The following is a 17,189-nucleotide window of genomic DNA, read 5'->3' on the forward strand; positions in this document are numbered from 1 at the left end:
AAAATTAAAATAAATCAATCTTAAAATTTACAACTATGGCTAACAATTCAAGAGGAGTCTTAAAATTCAACGGTGGTGAGGATCAAAAAATCATCAAATTAGATTATCAAGTATCAAGAACTACTGATGTTTCGGGACGTGTAGCTTCTGATCCATCTAATGCTTTAATCAAAGTAACAGTAGAAGCAACTGAAAGTTCTACGATTTTGGAGAGTTTATTAAACGGAAAATATAAACCAACTGTTGGTGATATTACGTTTAATAAAGCACACGAAGAAGGTGTTTTAATCAACTTGAAGTGGGAAAACGGTTACGTTATTCAACACGAATTAAATTTTGATGCATTAAACGACAACAATATGTTAATTTCATTTGTAGTGAGTGCAGAGAAAATCGATTACGGAACAGCTTCTTACGACGGTGTTTGGCCTTCAGCTCGATAATTTATTTCAATCGAAAATCGCATAAGTTTACTAACCAACCAACTTATGAAAATTTGAAACTCTTGGTGCGATGCGAAGGCTGCATCAGGAGTTTTTTGTTTGTAAATGAGATGTTTTAACAAAAAATTAATGCATTCTCATTCCTTAATTGTATAATTTTAAGCTAAATACCTAAACTCTATTACTATGTTTCAAGATGATAAACTTCCAAAAAATAAACCATCTGTTGATCCATCTAAACTAAAAGATGATGCAATAAATGCTTTGGACAACAAAATAACGTCGCAAGTTGATGCTAAAATTGCAAAAGTAACGGATGGAAAATTGAATCAATCGTTTGAAAAAACACAAGATTATTCGAAAATGTTCATGAATCAACCGATTGTTCCCAATGCGAAAACGTATGTGGACAAGGATTTATGGGGAAATCAACCTACTTCAAAAATATACAATGCGAAAACAATTCCTGAACATGATATACTGGGAATTAATCGTGTTGTAAAGCTTAGTTTGGTGATTGAAGGTGAAATAATCAATTTTTTCAAACATTTCAAATTGGTTCAAAGTGCAAAAAAACACCATGAATTTTCGCTAGAATTAGCGCATGATGTATTGGGTGATGCAGAGAATTACCGCTTGGAGAATGCACAGAAATTTTTAGGAAAAAGATTAACTGCAATTTTTAGATACAGCGGAGTTGAGGATAGTCCAGAACGTGTTTTTGTTGGTGTCATTACCGAAGTTGGTTTTGTACAAGAACAAGGGAGTTTAGGAAATATTCTGTTAACAGGTTATAGCCCAACAATTTTGCTAGATGCAGCTCCTCACACTCAAAGTTTTGGTGGAACAGATTCAATCAGTCTAAATAGTATTGCAGATCAAGTGATCAAACAAGGGATAAGCAAAAGTAAATTTGATTACCGCATTGCAGCAAAATATGGGAGTATTACCTATTCTACGCAATATGAAGAGACCCATTATAATTATTTGGCGAGAATGGCAGAAGCTTATGGTGAGCAGTTTTTTTATGATGGAGAGGTCTTACATTTTGGAGAACTTCCGCCTCAACAGAAACCAATTACTTTAACATACGGAAGTAGCGTAAATGATATAAAAGTGAATATGCGTGCCCAACATATTAATCCTTCATTTTATGGCTATAATAGTAGTAAAAATGAAAAATTAACGACAGGAACTTCACAAATTAGACATACTTCTGATATTGCAAAACGAGCTTACTCTATTTCAGAACAAACGTTTAAAACACCCTCGCTACGTGTTGCCCCAATCAAAGCAGCGACTTTCTTAGATATTAGTGCTTCTCAAAAAGGGACAGCTGGTAGTAAGGCAGTTGATGTTTTTGTGACGTCTGGTACCACGACGATTCCATTTTTATATCCAGGTTGTATTGCAGATATCGAAATGCGTCAAACAGATACAAATAGAACCTCTTATTTTACTAAATTAATGATAACCGAAACGACACACGAAGTTGATGCACGTGGTTATTACAACGGAACTTTTGAGGCGATTGCTGCGGATACAGGATTTTTACCTCGTCCAGAATTTAAGATGCCGAGAGCCGAAATTCAAGTAGCGAAAGTAACTTCGAATACTGATCCTAAAAATCAAGGACGTGTACAGGTGCAATTTGATTGGCAAAATGGCTATGATAAATCAGAGTTTATTCGTGTGATGACACCTGATGCTGGAGGAAGTGATAAAGTAAAAACAAACCGTGGCTTTATGGCTATTCCAGAAGTTGGTGATCAAGTAATGGTTGCTTTTCAACATCATCATCCTGATCGTCCTTTCGTAATGGGTGGTATGTTCCATGGAAAAGTTGGCGGCGGCGGTGGTCAAGGAAATAATGTGAAAAGTTTGAGTAGTAAAAGTGGTAACATTATTTGTCTAAACGATGGAGCAGGTATCGAAATTAAAGATAAAGCAGGTAATCATGTTACTTTAAGTGGAACAGGAAATTTAACGACTGAAATAAGTGCTGATTGTACTGATAATATAGGTGGAAATCAAACTATAAATATTACAAGTGCAAATAGAATTAACATTGGTACAAATAGTGTTGAAAATGTTGGAGAAAAAGGAACTTCAACTTTTGCAAGTAGTTCGGGATATTATTATGTTAAGAGTGAAACCGCAACTTTATTAAAATCAGGTGAAAGTTCCATTATATTAACAAAAGATGGAATCATTAAAATAAAAGGAAAAGCAATTATTATAGAAGGTACTGATCTTGTAAGTATTAATGGAAAAGGAGCGAAAGCATTATTTAGTACATCTACAACAATTTCAGGAAGTCAAGTTGATATAAATTAAGAGAATGGAAATTATAGAATACGAAATACAACAAGACGATACATTAGCATCAATAGCAGAAAAGCACAATATTACTGTTGAAGAATTGGTTAATTTTCATAATCAACATTGTGGGATTACGCAACAGATTATTGGAAATGAGATACCGTTTCATGTTATGCTAATTTTGATAAATGATTTTATAAATGAAGATATTTCAGAATCTAATACTAATGTTCAGATTGCACACGATTATCAAGCAAGATACAGATGTGAGCAGTCTGTTATGACTTATGTAGGTGATATTATGATGAATCATGCGGACACAAAACGAGAGTTTTTTGTAAATAAGTATCAAGAAAATGGAGAAAGTTTAGTAAAGGTAGAGTTGATAGAAAATATTATTGAAACCTATCCTGAGCAAATGAATGAAGCTGTAGAATTGATGTCTGATATAGATCTTATAGCATGTAATTTAGAGACAGGTTTAGATTCTCATTCTGGTAAAATAAAATATATCAAAAATTACAACGAAGTTTTAGAAAAATGGAAAAGACATAAGAATAATCTAGCTTCTAAATACAGTTATTTAAGAAATCCCACTTCAAGTAATGATCTTAAAACTTTTATTACTATTTATGATGATATTTTTAATCATCAAGAAAAACTAATATCATGGGTAAATACCAAAATGTTTTTCGATTTATTTTTTGACAAATACTTAGTAACCAATAAGAAATTAACAGATGACTTTAAAAGAACTGCCTACTCTCAGCTTTTTGAAGGCTTGCCTGTGCAGTTAAATTTTAGACAAGATATAATTGGCGAAACCCCCGAAACTATAAATCTTCGTAAAGTAAGCGAAATGCAAGATGGAGGATACGATATAGACTCTTTTAAGAAAATATATACCGAAAAATTTTTACCACTCGTAAAATACAAATTCTCTGAATTTAAACTAAGTTGTAGGGAAAACTCAACTTATGACCTTGTTGATAGATGGATTACCAAGTCTGATGTTACCATTATTGAAGAAATAAAAAATAATGTAAAGATTATGATAACCTACAAACTAACCAAAATAGAAGCATAATGGCAGAATCTTATGTACCACAAGATACAATGGCAATTTGTACCATGATGACCAATGGCGCACCGCAGATGATAAAAACTACTACACCTAGTAACGTTATGTATAGCACCAAAACACAGCCCTTCTTAACCATGTCCGATAATAAATTAGGTGGATCTTTTGCCTGTAAAAAGCCTGCAAAACTTTGGGGTGGGTTACAAACCTTAGCATTAGGCATTGCCCTTGGTGCAGCAATAGTGCTTACAGGTGGTGCCGCAGCAGTGGTTATTATTGCTGCTTGCGCAGTAAGTGTTGTTGCAGGAGGTGTTGCCCTCTTTAAAATGGCACACGATTGTGATGCTACTTTAAGCATAAAATGGAGTGAATCTCATAAAAAAGTTCGTTTTAATCAAGATTTTGCTCTCCTTAATCGTTCTTTTTTAGATTGTCCGCAAAAAGGTAAAATTACAATTATCATGGATCCTGTAATAGCACAAAAAGCAGCAGATTTTATCACAAACAACAATACCAAAGAATATTTATGGCAAGCAGGCAGCCAATTTGTAATGGGGTTTATTGGCGGGGTTACAGCGGGTACAAGTGCAGTAGCAGTTGGTGTTTCTGCGATAATATCTGGGGTAATGTATTTTCCGAGCGAGTGGCTTGGTGACACCGATTGGGGTGGCGAAAATGTAGCTACTGCAAGTACGGCTTCTGCTATGGCAACCGACGGGGTAACTGCTACAACGGGTGCAGGTCTTTCTGCAGCAGGTGTTACAACCGAAGTTGGTGGTACCATTATCAATAAAAATGTAGGTAATGCAGTGGGTGGTGCAGTGCAACATGCAGCAGGAGAAGCTACAGGTAATGTATCGCAAAGTTTAACAGGTGCTTTGCGTAATTATATAGGGCATAGTGGATTAAAAGCTGATAAATACCAAGGTTACAAAGGAATAGCCGGTTTTATAGCCAATATTGCCATTGGTACCTATGCCGATAAAAAAGAAAATAAATTGGCTGATGAAACAAAAAGAGTTGCAGAAGACTTTAATGAATCTGATAAGAGTAATGGTATTAATGTAATTGCTTTAGATGTTTAAAATATGAAAACACTATTAAAAATATTAGGAGGAATTATTATAATTTTACTACTCAATTTTTTAATTAACTTATTTTTTGTTAGTAAAAATAAAGGAGAAAAGTATGTTGAACAATATAAAAGTTTATCAAAAGAATTAAAAGTAAAAGTAAATCCAGTTTTTTTTGCAGGTAGAAATACACAGGATAGTTATTTTAAAGGAACAGCTTTTTTTAAGGGTTTATATGGAGGTTATTCTGGGAAAATAATTAAGGATGATTATAGTGGGCGTTATTTCAAGATAATACGTTTCGATCCTTATGGTGATAAATTTTATTTAGCACAATCTGCTAAAATCGACAACAAAGAACTTATTGTAAAAGTTGATCCTTTGCAATACAATGATAAGACTTTTGGCACCAAAGAAAATCCTATTTTAGTTTTTTGGTATGAAGGTGCTAACGAAAAGCTAATGACAGATATACGCACGGATGAAAAAGATAGTGATGGGTTTTATATTAATAAAGATGTACAATTATCCCCAACCGAAGAAGAATACCGTTATAATGTAACGCAATATTTAACGTATGTAATGCCAAAGGAAGAATTCAAAAAACGTTTTAAAAACTAAGTGAAATCACTATTAAAAATATTGGGTGGAATTGTTGTTATCTTATTATTAAATTTTTTGATTAATTTACTTTTCGTAAGTAAAAATAAAGGTAAAGATTTTGTTGAAACATATATCAAAGAATCCAAGAAAATTAGAATTAGAGTTGATAGTAAAGATTTTTCAGGTAAGTTTACTCATGTTAGTTATTTTAAAGGAACAGTTTTTTTTAAAGGACTCTATGGGAATAGTCAAGATGAAATAGTTTTAGATAATATTAATCATAAATATTATAGAATAATGCGCTTTGATCCTTATGGTGATAAATTTTCATACGCACAAACCTATAAAATCGACAACAAAGAACTTATTGTAAAAGTTGATCCTTTGCAATACAATGATAAGACTTTTGGCACAAAGGAAAATCCTATTTTGGTTTTTTGGTATAAAGGCGCCAACGAAAAGCTAATTATGAATATGGATATTGACGAATTGGATGAAGATGGTGTTTACAAACAAGCACCAACATTAATATCCCCAACCGAAGAAGAATACCGTTATAATGTAACGCAGTATTTAACGTATGTAATGCCTAAGGAAGAGTTCAAAAAGCGTTTTAAATAGGACATCTAAAAAAATAAACTATTTTTCCCAACAAGTAAATGAAAACAATTGGCTATTTTTTAGGGTTACTTATTGGTGCACCGCTGGTATTTTTCTTAATTAGTTATATCTTTTTAAGACCACGAAATATAGAAGAAATTCAAATACTAAATTATATTGATAATTCTGAAAAAAAATTATTGAAAGAACCGATTCCATATTTAAGTAAATATGATGGAGATGATGAAAGATTAGGTGGTAGTACAATTAGTAAAACAACTTATTTTAGTAATCGTAATATGTCATACTTGAGAGGAGATTCGTATATATTTTTTTCTAAAGAATTAAATAAATATGTACAAACATTGGTTATAAGTGAAGGTGCTTATTTAAATAAAGAATTACTTGATTTTGGCAATTCAAAAAAAAATAAAAATGTTTATCCAGATATTATTTTTTACTATAATAAAATACAAAATGAAGACCCTAGTTATGGTACGATAGACAAGCCTTTGCCTATTTTACACTTCAGAAGTGCTAATCCAGCTCTTCGATCAATGCGGAAAGAAAATAAAGATACAGATGAAGCGTATCTAAAAAAAGTTTACGAAGAAAACGTGAAGTTATATCTTCAATATTTTATAGACAAAGAAGATTTCAAGAAACTTTTCCCAAAAGAATAAATGAAAACAATTGGGTATTGTTTTTAAGGATCTAGTATTGTTGTTTTACAAACATCTTATTTATATAAAACTCTTAAAAATAACCTACAATATTTAGCGTATCATTTAAAGCTATAATAATAAATGAACCCAAAGAAATTAGAATATCTATGAAAATTTTATTTTTTAATAGTCGTTTAGAAAAGCAGAATTATAAATGAATGTTCAAAAACAAAGTATAGGAAAAGCATATTATCATCAGCAAATGATTAAAATGACGTATGCTTATCTACCAATATTTTCACTTGTTGTTTTAGTGTGTTCTGCTTTTGAAAAGTTAAGATTCTTTTTATATCTGGCAGTGGTAGGAGCAACTTATGGATATATACTCAATCAAATGAAGAAAAAACATTTTTGGATTGAGTTTAGAGAAAATGATATCATGGTGGATAAGACTTCTTACAATTTTAAAGATATAGAAAGCTATCATCTCTCTTTACCTTTGAATGAGTTATTAATGTTAAGAATAAGAACAATAGATAAAAAATATCTAGCTGTCTATGTTGATAAAGATTTAAAACAAACTATTGAAATGTTTTTTAATAAACATTTTATAATATCCCATAAAACTAATCATGATAATTATCTACAATACGGACATTTAATATTTTCTCTTTTATGTATTTTTTTATGTGGAATGATGTATGCTCTTTATAATCTTATTTATTATAAAATATTAAATTAATCTTTATGAGTAAAGTTTATATACCTAAAAATACTTGAGTTGTTTGCACCATGCAACAAAACTCTACTCTTAAAAAAAATCCTATATAAATCTTATTAGACAATCGGTAGGAAAGATTATTGATTTGGAATAGATATTCAACCGCCAATTGGCGGTTTTTTTTATTTAAAATTTAAAGGTTAATTGCTAAAAATAATACGAATGAAAAAAACTATTTTAGAAGTAAAATGAAATATCTTTAATATTATATATTTAATTAAGATTTATCGTTATATGACTTCTTGTACAAAACTACGTTATGATTTCACGATTATCAATTATGATGAGAATAACATAGAATGTAGTAAAATTAACCTTTAGAGAAACAAGTTAAGTAGGAGTGACGAATGACGAACCTAATTGGTTAATGGAGGTTGTATGCCTTAAAATTATTTTTTTATGTATCGGTTGTGTATCTTTGCTATATTGATTCTGTATCAGTTGTATATCCATTTCGTATGATTTGTTCGATGCTCGTGTATCGATGCATGGATTACCTTTTAGTCAAAAAAATACCTATTCAACTAAAAGAATAGATTTATTACATAAAGGTTTACTGAAAAAGTGATTCAAAATTTGTTTTCATTAAAAATAAATTAGAGTTACTTTGAATATCGAAAACGAAGGTTCCTTTGGCATATTTTATGAAATACTAAAGTTATCTTTCTACTATTACATATTTATAAAAAACCTAAAGCTTATATATGAAAAAGACTCTTTACTTTTTTATGGTATTATTCTGTTCTGTAATTTCTGCTCAAAAATCTGAATATATTTATGAAAAACTGCGAACAGAATTAACTACTTCTCCTAATGAATTCTTTAAAAATATTGAAAAAGAAAAATTAAATGCATTAGCCTCGCAAGATTTAAAATTGGTAACAAAGCTAGATTATTTGAAAGGTTTTGGCTATTATTTGAATAATAATGCCGATTCATGTGTCTTCTACGCGAATGAAGCTATAAATAGAGCAGAGCATATTTCTTATATAGAAGGAGAAGCAATGGGATTGCGACTTCTGGGGACTCAGTATGCGAAAATGGGATTGTTAAGTGAGTCTGATTCTGCTTTAGATAAAGGGTTGGTATTAATAAAACATCTAGATAATGAGGAAGCAAATGATTTAATAGGAAGTCTGTTTGCTTCAAAACTTGTTTTAATGGATGATACTGTAAATCTAGAAGAAAAACTAAATGTTGCTAAAAAATCTATCGATTCTTATGAACGTTTAAAGTCATTAAAGAGGAAAAAAGAAGTTTTGCCATCTGCTTATACAAATGTAAGTTATATGTATACAAAATTGGAAAAGTACGATTCTGCATATAATTACTCAAAAAAAGCTATATCTATAGTAGATCCTTCTGATAAGTATATGAATGCAGCAATATATCATGATTTAGGTTTGATTTTTTTGAGAAAACATGAGTATAGTAAAGCGATAAATTACTTAGAAAAAGCATTGGATTATTGTAAATCAACAGACTTTTTAAGTAAGAAACAAGAAATTCTAAAAAGATTGGTTGAAGCTTATACTGGGTTAGGAGATTATAAGAAGGCAAATGAAGTGAACGAAGAGTTTATGGAATTGACTCATGAAATAGATAAGTCAGCAAAAACTGCTGTAAGTTCAGTTGTTCAACAAAAAAATTCTAAAATAAATAGTTTGACAAAGTATGAAAAACTGTTTTATATTGGTTTAATCTCCTTTCTACTTGTAACTGTTTCAACAATAATTTGGTTTTATACTAAAAGAAGAACTAAAATTTCAGATGATAATTCTATTGATTTAACTGAAAAAGAAGATTCGTTTTCGATTAATGATTCAACAAAAAATAAAATTATTGAAGAATTGAAGAAATTCGAAAAAGAAGAAGGCTTTATCGATCAACATATTTCTTTATATCATTTGTCTAATAAAATAGGATGTAATACAAAATATCTTTCACGTACAATTAAAGAAGAATACGGAAAGAGTTTCTCAAACTATATTAATGAACTTAGAATTGAATATTTACTCGAAAAGTTGAAAAATGAAGAATCTTTTCTAAATTATAAAATAAGTCACTTATCTAAGTTAGCTGGTTTTTCATCTGATCCTACTTTTATAAAGGCATTTCAAAAGAAAACAGGAATGAACCCTTCCGAATATTTAAAACTGAATAAATAATTAGAGTGTTTATTTATAGTTGTTTAGGTTTTTAAAAATAAGAATATTTAATTTAAATATTGAAAGAATTCTGAATTTTTAAAATATGTGAAATGACAAAACCATTATATTAATTAACCATAGTTTTGTAGGATCAATTTAAAAACCAAATCAACCAATGATCAAAGACCTTAAAAAAAGATTACTTCTTTTATTTTTTTTTGGTAGTACTTTCAGTTTATTCGCTCAGATAGGAATTAATACAAAAGATGTAAAAGGGGCATTTCATGTGGATGGAAAGATAGACAATTTTAGTACACCTACTAATGAACAAGCCAATAATGACTTTGTAGTAACAACGAATGGAAATATAGGAGTAGGGACGATAACACCTGTTACAAAACTTGATCTAAGATCAACTTCTAACTCTAATAATGCTTTGGGTATTGGTTTTACATCTAGAACAGCAGAGTCAGTAGGAGCAGGAGTTATTCGTTATGTTAATACTTCTGGAGGAAAGTTGCAAATTTCTGATGGTATTCAATGGATGGATATTTATTCTGTTCCAAAGAAATCGTTTGTAGTGGCGAGAATTAGGACTGCAGATAAAGCAATTAAGTTTACTTATAATACTGCAACTATAATCGCTGGTTGGGAGATTACAAATGATATTTCTAATAATTTTAATGCTACAACTGGTGAGTTTGTTGCTCCTAGAGATGGCGTTTATACTTTTAGTTTTGCTTATGATTTTGTTCAAGAAGGGAATGCATTCTTGGCAAATAGTTCGGTTGAGAGTCAGTTTGTGAAAAATACTAATGTAATTGAAGTAAAATGTTTAAAAACATATGGTAAATCAACAAGAGGAGCTCAAGCTGGAGGAAGCTGCGTAAGTAGTATGAAATTAAAACAAAATGATAAGGTAGTTGTAAAATTGCTACAAAAGATTGACAACTCTACGAGTGGAGGGAGAGGTCTTCGCTCGGATGCTGTAGTAAATAAGCCCAATTTTGGATTCAATAATTTGACAATTGTAGAGCAGTAAAATATAGCATATGAAAAATATTTATTTAATTCTTAGCTTTCTGATTACAACAGCTCTTTTCGCGCAAGTGGGAGTGGGAACAACTAATCCTCAACAAGTTTTACATATAGACGCTTCAATGAATAATGATAGTTCTACTCAAAATATTTACGAAGATGATGTCGTTGTAACAGCAGAAGGTAAATTAGGTGTTGGAACTATAAATCCTATAACAAAAGTTGATTTAAGAAGTAAGACGCTAACAGATAATGTGATAGCTATAGGTTCTACTACACAAACGGCTACTCAAGCAAAAGAAGGTGCTTTGCAATACAATGGTAATTTAAAACTTTCTGATGGTACAAATTGGATAAATCTTCCTGGTAAATCATTAAATGCTTTGGTATACGCTAATAACTCTTCTAATCAATCTTTAGCAAATAATACACAAGTTTTAATAAAAAGTTGGACAAAACAAGAGGATGTAACCAATAGTTTGGATGCTGTAACTGGAATTTTTACAGCTCCTAAAGACGGAGTTTATGTAGTAAGTTTTAATGCAGCTTTGTCATCTGCTGCTATTCCTAATAATAGTTATATCGAAATACATTTAAAATCTAATGCAAGTCAAGGTGTTCCTGAATATAGATGTTTAAACTCTTATCCAGGATTCTCAACTGGGAATGCAACGAATATCAGTTCTATAAACTGTACAGGTATTTTTTATCTGAAAAAAAATGAGACATTATCACCTAACATTTTCCATACTTTTGGCGGGAGTCGAAACTTAATTAATGATGCAAGTTATAATACCTTAACAATTTACGGCTTATGAAAAATATGATTATATTTTTAACATCCTCTTTTTTCGTTCTTTCTATAAATACGAATGCACAAATAGGAGTAGGGGTAGAACAACCAAAAGGAATTTTGCATATTGATCCTTTAAAAAATACAGTTAACACAATTTCAAGTGCAACAGATGATTTTTTAGTAGAAAATATAACAGGAAATATAGCGATAGGAAATAACCTGCCTAAGGTTAAATTGGATGTTAGAGGAGCTACAGAAAGTGCTATAGGGTTAGGAAATACAAGTCAAACAGCAATAGAAGCAGAAGAAGGAGCGATTCGATACAACACAGAATCTAAAAAAATACAATATTCTAATGGAATAGAATGGAATGATGTAATTATTAATCCAATTGAGAAATCAGTATTTATCGCGACTAAAAATTCGCAAGAAGTGGTGTGTTATGAACAGGGAGGTGTAAGTCCAGGAACCTATAACGGTATGCCACATCGTACTCCTTGTTATCTAACATCATGGACTCAGAAGTATAATAATTCCAATGGTGGAGGAACTTTTAATCCTGCTACTGGAGAGTTTACAGCAAAAAGAGATGGAGTTTTTACAGCAACTTTTACATTTGCTTTAGAGTCAGGAAGAATAAGGGCTTTGAATGGTTCTAGTGCTGCTATTGATAATAACCAAATTGAAGCTATTTGGAGATTAAAGGACTCTAATAATGTGGAAATAAATGCAGTTAAATGTGCTAATAATTTCCCTAGTGATAGTAGAAATAATACAAATGATGCGGGGAGTGCACCTGCTGCATCTAATTGCACAGCGAGTTTTTATATGCTAACAGGACAAAAAATTAGACCTGAAGCTTGGATCGATTTAGATCCTGGTCAACAAAAGTTATTCAATTCTACAGCATCGGGAAGTGGAGCTACTTTAAATTCATATTATAATAACATGACTATTATAGAGAACTAAGTATTATAGAACTTAGCCCTTAAAACTTTGACTAGAATAATATAAATTATTTAAAAACGTAAAAGAATATCAAGTCTACTGTTGAAGTAACTCTTGGCTTGCTATAAGCTTGAACACTGGTTCAAGCTTTTTTGTTTTCAAACCAAACGAATAGATTTTATGAATATTCTTTTTGTGATAATCTCATCACGAATTCGCTTCCAACACCATATTCGCTAAATACATCCAACGTTCCTTTTTGAGCTTCAATAAATTCTTTGCTAATAGCCAATCCCAAACCTGTACCTTCTTTGTGAGTGCCTGGTACACGAAAATAGCGATCGAAAACTTTTGGTAAAAATTCGGTAGGAATCCCAATTCCTTCGTCTTTAACTTTGAAGGATGTTTCGGTTGTTGTTTGTTCAATAGTAATCCAAATTCGAGCATTTTCGTGAGAATAATGTATTGCATTTGAGATTAGATTTGATAAAACCCAAGCTGTTTTTTCAAGATCTACTTGTATAGATTCTAAGTGATTTGGAATATTTGTTTCTATGATTAAATGCTTTTGTTCAGCTAAAGTTTGATTGGCTTTAACCGCATTTTCTACAATTTCGATAGGGAAAACTTCTGTTTTATTCATTTGAATAGAACCGCTTTCTATCTGTGTTAAGTTGAGAAGTTCTTTAGTTATACGCAATAAACGATGTACATCATCGTCAATACTGGTTACCAAATCATTTTGTTCTTCGTTTAGTAATCCTATTTGCTTATTTCGAAGTAATTGCAAACTCATTTCCATAGATGAAATAGGCGTTTTAAATTCATGCGAAACTGTAGCAATAAATCGTGTTTTGGCTGCATCTAGTTCTTTAAATTCGGTAATGTTTCTAAGAATGATCACATGTCCAACAACTTGTTTTATCGTTTCTCCTGTTGGAATTATTTCGATGTGAAAAATTTCTTTGGTAAAAAATTGTTCTTTTTCATCCACTACAATTTGCAAAGGTTTTTCGTCTTTTATAATTTCTGTTTCGATATTTTGTAATAGCAATCGAATCAAATCATTATGCAAAGCCAAATCTTTACCTGCCTTATTTACCATTTGTTTAGCAGACAATCCTGTTACTTTTACAGCTTCATTATTTGCGAAAATTACTTGCATTTGTTCATCCAAACCAATTACAACATCGTGCATATTATTAATCAGCGTTTCCATTCTTGTTTTTTGTTTTAGAATAGTTGCTAAATGACTTTCATTGTATTCTTCTAATTTAGAAGCCATGGTGTTAAAAGATTGTGCTAAATCTCCAAACTCATCTTTTTTGTCTAAATACACACGCTCTTTGTAATTATTCGAAGCAATTTCCTTGATACTATTCGTCAATTTCTGAATAGGATTTGCAATATTAGACGGAATTTTAATCAAAGAATTAAAGGCTATAAAAATACATGGGATACCTGTGAAAATGATTAATAAAATAGCTTGATTAGCGGTTTTTTCTGCAAATTCACTTTTAATTTCTATGGCTTGCATATTCATTTCCATCATTTCTAAAAGTGAGATTCTAACATCTTTTAATAGTTCTGGAGAATGATTTCCTTCTTTATAAGCATCAAATTTATCTCGAATCTGTTGATTCAATTCTTTTTCACCTTGTTCTGTTGCGTTTAATTCTTGATTTGCTAATTGCTTTTCAAACGATTTGAAATTAAAGTTTTCCGCATCATTTAAATTTCGCATCATACTTTTTGCATAAATCAATGAGTTGTAATTATCATGCAAAATATTTTGTGTATCATTTTTCAATGAATAAATAGACGTAGTTGCTACAGCTGCCAATAATACAATCAATAAAAACAGCAAGCCTAATCCTAAGCGAAGTTTAGTTTTAATTCTCATTTTGATAAAATAATCACATCAACATGTAACGAAGATAGTTTTTTTAGTAATTGATTAAATACATTCGTAGCCAAAATAATTTGGATTAAATTTAACTTTGGTTTTCCCAAGCAAACAGTGGTAATATTACGCAATTCAATTTGTTGAATGATAGCTGTAGAGACCTGTTTATTTTTTACCTTAACAATTTCAGCACCTAATTCGGTTGCTAATTTTAAATTATTAATAAGATGACGTTGCTTATCTAAAGCAATTTTATTAGGATGTTCTTTTGGCGTTTCTACATACAACACAAACCAACGTGAATTATAATATCCAGCTAAACGAGCAGTTTTTCGAATAACAGTTTTGGCATTTTTATCATTGGTGCTAATACACGCCAGAAAACGCGAAGGTTTTGCATAAACAGACGAAACATATTCAGTTTCAACCTTTTTTTCTACATGTGAAGCAACTTCTTTTAAAGCCAATTCACGTAATTGTAAAATATTTGAAGGAATAAAAAAGTTGTTTAAAGCCGTTTGAATTTTATCTTTCGGATAAATTTTTCCTGTTTTTAATCGTTCAATTAAATCATCTGCAGTTAAATCTATATTTACAATTTCATCTGCTTGTTCCAAAATTATGTCAGGAATTCGTTCCGAAACATCAATTGTTGTAATTTCTGAAATACTATTGTTCAAACTTTCTAAATGTTGAATATTTACAGCAGAAATAACATTGATACCAGCGTCTAAAATTTCCATAACATCTTGCCAACGTTTTGCATGTTTGCTTCCAAAAACATTCGAATGTGCCAATTCATCTACAATAACAATTTCTGGTCTTTGTCTTAAAATTTCTTCCAAATCCATTTCTTCGACAGATTTACCTTTGTAGTAAATTATTTTTCGTGGAATTATGGTTAATCCTACAACAAGATTTTCTGTTTCAACACGTTTATGCGTTTCGATATATCCAATTTTTACATCGATTTTATTTTTTTGCAATTCGTGCGCTTCTTGCAACATTCGATACGATTTTCCAACGCCAGCGCACATTCCAATATAGACCTTAAACTTGCCTCGTTTCGATTTTCGAATCAAGGCAAGAAAGTCTTCTGCTGTATGTTGTGTTTCTTTTTCCATTTATAATTTTAATGCTAAGGAAGTTGTGAAAAATGTTTCATTTGATACATTTTTATCATTTCGAAAATAGATATCATCTTTACTCGAAAAACTTCTAATTTCTGTTCTCCACATCAAATTATTTGTAAAATAATGATCTAAATTCAAAGAAAAGCCAACTGTTTTGAAACCATTTTGTGTATTCGTTGAGATTATTACACCTTTTTCATCAGCATAATATTCGGCACGTGCAGTTGCAGACCATTTTTCATTAAATGTATATTGCCCAACTAAAATAGGACTGTACCAAATATTATAACTATCTGATCCTTTCGATTTTTGTTGTGCGCCAATATCAAAGCCTGCGGTTATTGAAAGCTTTTTAATAGGTTTAAAAACAGCATAAAGATTATGGAAATAACGCATTTGACGCAAAGAATCAGGAGTATCGCTACCAATAAACGAACTGCTGTTGATCGAAAATTTTTCATTTGGTGTGTAAGTAATTTGATGTCCAAAAGCTGGTGTAGAATTACCATCAAGACGCTTGATACGTTGCCAACCATTTAAATAATGCAAACTCATTGCCCATTTGTTATTAGGCGAAATATAACTCAGCTTAATGCCAGTTGAAAAATAAGGTGAATTCTCTGCCTGAATACTTCGTGTAAGTGTTGCTACATTAGAACCAATCGCACTTTCAAATCCAATGTGAGAAGGCATAATACCTGCATCTAGCCACAAGTTTTTATTCTTTGAAAGTTTGACACCGATATTTGCTTCGTAAATATTTCTTAAACCATCAGGTTCTGCAGCAAGATTTGATTGTGTATAAGTTCCTGCCATTAAAGCAAGATTTCCTCGAACTCGTTCATCAGTATATTGCAATTGAATTGTTCCGAAGTTTAAATTCACCTCATTGTGTCGATTAAATGAATACAAATAATTAGGAAGCTGATTGTTTTTTGGTTGATTAAAATCGTAGGTATAATAAACTTCTGCATAGCCAGAAATTTTTAATTTCTGAATAGAATCGTTTTGAGCTTGAACATTTAAACCCAAAATAAAAGCACCAAAAGCAAGTGTTTTTTTCATTATTTCGATAATTTATCCAATTCGATATTCAATTTTAACGCATTGATTTTATCAGGACCTAAACTACCTAATAAAGATTTTTCAATTTGGTTATCAATCAATTCTTTTACTTTTTCGGGATCTAAACCTCGTGCTTTTGCAATTCGATCAACTTGTACAATTGCTCCTTGAACTGAAATATTAGGATCTAAACCACTTCCACTAGCCGTAATTAAGTCTACAGGAACATCTTCTTTTTTTACCGTTGGATTTTTTTGAAGAAAATCATTTAAGCGTTTTTCAACTTCTTGCAAATATTCTTCATTATTTGAACCTTTGTTACTTGCTCCAGAACCTGCTGCATTGTAATTTACAGTAGATGGTCGTCCCCAGAAATAATGATCCTTTGAAAACGATTGTCCAATATTTTCGTAATAGTGCTGATTGTTTTTATCGGCAACTAAAAAACCTTTTCCTTGATTTGGAGAAAGTTGGGCAATTCCCCACATAGTTAACGGATATAGTACCATTAAAAGGAACATCAAGCTAAATGTCAATAAACTTGCTTTTATACTATTTTGTTTCATTTTGTATTAGTTTTTAAAA

Annotated in this window: 16 protein-coding genes; 12 read left to right on the forward strand and 4 right to left on the reverse strand. The window is 30.9% G+C overall.

What is annotated here, in order from left to right:
* Positions 1-35 precede the first annotated feature (35 nt).
* From tssD to B2217_RS06530, 12 genes are all read left to right on the forward strand, one after another.
* Complete coding sequence (gene tssD, locus B2217_RS06475; protein WP_180904904.1) at positions 36-443, forward strand: type VI secretion system tube protein TssD; 408 nt, start codon at positions 36-38, stop codon at positions 441-443.
* A 186-nt stretch (positions 444-629) separates the two neighbouring features.
* Positions 630-2,780, forward strand: a complete 2,151-nt coding sequence (locus tag B2217_RS06480; RefSeq protein WP_407932831.1) for a type VI secretion system Vgr family protein — start codon at positions 630-632, stop codon at positions 2,778-2,780.
* Between the two features lie 4 nt (positions 2,781-2,784).
* On the forward strand, positions 2,785-3,852 hold the full coding sequence (locus B2217_RS06485; protein ID WP_180904902.1) for a LysM peptidoglycan-binding domain-containing protein: 1,068 nt from the start codon (positions 2,785-2,787) through the stop codon (positions 3,850-3,852).
* Positions 3,852-4,931, forward strand: a complete 1,080-nt coding sequence (locus B2217_RS06490; RefSeq protein WP_180904901.1) for a DUF4280 domain-containing protein — start codon at positions 3,852-3,854, stop codon at positions 4,929-4,931. Before B2217_RS06485 ends, B2217_RS06490 begins: the two co-directional genes overlap by 1 nt.
* A gap of 3 nt (positions 4,932-4,934) precedes the next feature.
* Positions 4,935-5,540, forward strand: coding sequence for a hypothetical protein (locus B2217_RS06495; protein WP_180904900.1), 606 nt, complete (start codon positions 4,935-4,937; stop codon positions 5,538-5,540).
* Complete coding sequence (locus B2217_RS06500) at positions 5,541-6,143, forward strand: hypothetical protein (RefSeq protein ID WP_180904899.1); 603 nt, start codon at positions 5,541-5,543, stop codon at positions 6,141-6,143. It abuts the gene before it with no gap.
* A gap of 38 nt (positions 6,144-6,181) precedes the next feature.
* Entirely contained in the window at positions 6,182-6,805 is a 624-nt protein-coding gene (locus B2217_RS06505; RefSeq protein WP_180904898.1) for a hypothetical protein, read from the forward strand.
* A gap of 196 nt (positions 6,806-7,001) precedes the next feature.
* Positions 7,002-7,529, forward strand: coding sequence for a hypothetical protein (locus tag B2217_RS06510; protein ID WP_180904897.1), 528 nt, complete (start codon positions 7,002-7,004; stop codon positions 7,527-7,529).
* A 743-nt stretch (positions 7,530-8,272) separates the two neighbouring features.
* A complete protein-coding gene (locus tag B2217_RS06515; protein ID WP_291122216.1) occupies positions 8,273-9,736 on the forward strand; it encodes a helix-turn-helix domain-containing protein in 1,464 nt (487 codons plus the stop codon).
* A 157-nt stretch (positions 9,737-9,893) separates the two neighbouring features.
* Positions 9,894-10,760 carry a C1q-like domain-containing protein gene (locus B2217_RS06520; RefSeq protein ID WP_180904895.1) on the forward strand — a complete coding sequence of 289 codons (867 nt, stop codon included), beginning with the start codon at positions 9,894-9,896 and terminating at the stop codon, positions 10,758-10,760.
* A 10-nt stretch (positions 10,761-10,770) separates the two neighbouring features.
* Positions 10,771-11,574, forward strand: a complete 804-nt coding sequence (locus tag B2217_RS06525) for a hypothetical protein (protein ID WP_180904894.1) — start codon at positions 10,771-10,773, stop codon at positions 11,572-11,574.
* Between the two features lie 5 nt (positions 11,575-11,579).
* The gene (locus tag B2217_RS06530) at positions 11,580-12,521 is read left to right on the forward strand and encodes a hypothetical protein (protein WP_180904893.1); all 942 of its coding nucleotides are present in this window, start codon (positions 11,580-11,582) and stop codon (positions 12,519-12,521) included.
* 157 nt (positions 12,522-12,678) lie between these two features.
* Here the strand turns inward: B2217_RS06530 and B2217_RS06535 are convergent, their stop codons facing one another.
* From B2217_RS06535 to B2217_RS06550, 4 genes are read right to left on the reverse strand one after another with little or no spacing between them, the layout of a single operon-like run.
* Complete coding sequence (locus B2217_RS06535; RefSeq protein ID WP_291122217.1) at positions 12,679-14,403, reverse strand: HAMP domain-containing sensor histidine kinase; 1,725 nt, start codon at positions 14,401-14,403, stop codon at positions 12,679-12,681.
* Positions 14,400-15,530 (reverse strand): sensor protein KdpD, encoded by a 1,131-nt coding sequence (locus B2217_RS06540; protein WP_291122218.1) that lies wholly within the window; start codon positions 15,528-15,530, stop codon positions 14,400-14,402. The genes B2217_RS06535 and B2217_RS06540 overlap by 4 nt, the downstream gene beginning before the upstream one ends.
* Positions 15,531-16,604, reverse strand: coding sequence for a porin (locus B2217_RS06545; protein ID WP_291122219.1), 1,074 nt, complete (start codon positions 16,602-16,604; stop codon positions 15,531-15,533). It lies immediately after the preceding gene.
* Positions 16,604-17,170, reverse strand: a complete 567-nt coding sequence (locus tag B2217_RS06550; protein WP_291122220.1) for a potassium-transporting ATPase subunit C — start codon at positions 17,168-17,170, stop codon at positions 16,604-16,606. The genes B2217_RS06545 and B2217_RS06550 overlap by 1 nt, the downstream gene beginning before the upstream one ends.
* Positions 17,171-17,189 lie beyond the last annotated feature (19 nt).

Source organism: Empedobacter sp. UBA7620 (assembly GCF_002484185.1).
GTDB lineage: Bacteria > Bacteroidota > Bacteroidia > Flavobacteriales > Weeksellaceae > Empedobacter > Empedobacter falsenii_C.

Coding starts and splice junctions, on each gene's coding strand:
- tssD (WP_180904904.1), top strand. CDS start 36: ATGGCTAACAATTCAAGAGGAGTCTTAAAATTCAACGGTGGTGAGGAT.
- B2217_RS06480 (WP_407932831.1), top strand. CDS start 630: ATGTTTCAAGATGATAAACTTCCAAAAAATAAACCATCTGTTGATCCA.
- B2217_RS06485 (WP_180904902.1), top strand. CDS start 2,785: ATGGAAATTATAGAATACGAAATACAACAAGACGATACATTAGCATCA.
- B2217_RS06490 (WP_180904901.1), top strand. CDS start 3,852: ATGGCAGAATCTTATGTACCACAAGATACAATGGCAATTTGTACCATG.
- B2217_RS06495 (WP_180904900.1), top strand. CDS start 4,935: ATGAAAACACTATTAAAAATATTAGGAGGAATTATTATAATTTTACTA.
- B2217_RS06505 (WP_180904898.1), top strand. CDS start 6,182: ATGAAAACAATTGGCTATTTTTTAGGGTTACTTATTGGTGCACCGCTG.
- B2217_RS06510 (WP_180904897.1), top strand. CDS start 7,002: ATGAATGTTCAAAAACAAAGTATAGGAAAAGCATATTATCATCAGCAA.
- B2217_RS06515 (WP_291122216.1), top strand. CDS start 8,273: ATGAAAAAGACTCTTTACTTTTTTATGGTATTATTCTGTTCTGTAATT.
- B2217_RS06520 (WP_180904895.1), top strand. CDS start 9,894: ATGATCAAAGACCTTAAAAAAAGATTACTTCTTTTATTTTTTTTTGGT.
- B2217_RS06525 (WP_180904894.1), top strand. CDS start 10,771: ATGAAAAATATTTATTTAATTCTTAGCTTTCTGATTACAACAGCTCTT.
- B2217_RS06530 (WP_180904893.1), top strand. CDS start 11,580: ATGATTATATTTTTAACATCCTCTTTTTTCGTTCTTTCTATAAATACG.
- B2217_RS06535 (WP_291122217.1), bottom strand. CDS start 14,403: ATGAGAATTAAAACTAAACTTCGCTTAGGATTAGGCTTGCTGTTTTTA.
- B2217_RS06540 (WP_291122218.1), bottom strand. CDS start 15,530: ATGGAAAAAGAAACACAACATACAGCAGAAGACTTTCTTGCCTTGATT.
- B2217_RS06545 (WP_291122219.1), bottom strand. CDS start 16,604: ATGAAAAAAACACTTGCTTTTGGTGCTTTTATTTTGGGTTTAAATGTT.
- B2217_RS06550 (WP_291122220.1), bottom strand. CDS start 17,170: ATGAAACAAAATAGTATAAAAGCAAGTTTATTGACATTTAGCTTGATG.